This window comes from Natrinema soli (assembly GCF_028618695.1).
Map to the genome: position 1 here is coordinate 1 of NZ_JAQIVI010000340.1, position 999 is coordinate 999.

The window sequence follows — 999 nt, forward strand, 5'->3', positions numbered from 1 at the left end:
CGACCGCGGCGGGGCCCGCTGCGACGTCTCGAGCCGAACAGCGTTCACAGAGTCCGAATTCGCCGACGGTGTCGCCGGCGACGCGCACGCGAACGATGCCCATCGCACTCGCCACGTACGCGGTGGCTGCCCCCTCGCGGTCGCCGTAGACGCGCTTCTCCTCGATCGAGTCCATACGGGAACGGTCACGGGGGCGGGCCGAAAACGTTCCGTCCCGCGCTGGCGCGAGGGACGACAACGGACGACGCGTCGGCATCGGTTTGCGGAATCCCTTTGGGGAGTCCGGTCAGAGTACCACGTGATGCAAGTCTTCGGATCGAGCGGGACGCGGGGCGTCGCCAACGAGGAGCTGACGCCCGCGTTCGTCCTGCGCGTCGCGAAAGCGGCGGGGACGACCTGGGGCGGTGGTCGCGGTGGGGACCGGGTTGCCATCGCTCGCGATACCCGTCACACCGGGCGGATGCTGGCCGACGCGGCCGCCAGCGGGCTGGCGAGTACGGGTACCGATGTCGATCGTCTCGGGATTGTCCCCACGCCGGGGGCACAGGCCTACGCCGAACGCGAAGGGGTGCCGGTCATGGTCATCACGGCCTCGCACAACCCGCCGCCGTACAACGGCGTCAAACTCGTCGGGAGCGACGGCGTCGAACTCTCGATTTCGCACCTCGAGGATATCGAGGAGACGCTGCTCGCGGAGTCGTTTACCGTCGCTCCCTGGGACGAGACGGGTCGCGTCCGCGAGATCGACGGAGTCAGACGGGAGTACGTCGACGGGCTGCTCGCGGCGTCCGGTCGGGAGCAGATCGCCGACGCTGACCTCACCGTCGCGCTCGATCCGGGCCACGGCGCGGGAGCGCTGACCAGCCCCGAGTTCTTCCGGGAACTGGGCTGTCGCGTGGTCACCGTCAACGCCCAGCCCGATGGTCACTTCCCGGGTCGCGACCCCGAACCGGTTCCGGGCAACCTCACGGATCTCGGCCGGCTCGTCCGGGCGACCGA

Annotated in this window: 2 protein-coding genes; one reads left to right on the plus strand and one right to left on the minus strand. The window is 69.8% G+C overall.

What is annotated here, in order from left to right:
• A partial coding sequence (locus tag PGX04_RS34745; protein ID WP_425498453.1) for an HVO_0234 family beta-propeller protein occupies positions 1-175 on the minus strand: 175 nt, incomplete at its 3' end.
• A gap of 126 nt (positions 176-301) precedes the next feature.
• Here PGX04_RS34745 and PGX04_RS19880 point away from each other — a divergent pair.
• Positions 302-999 (plus strand): phosphohexomutase domain-containing protein (locus PGX04_RS19880; protein ID WP_465263828.1); only part of this gene is annotated, 698 nt, incomplete at its 3' end.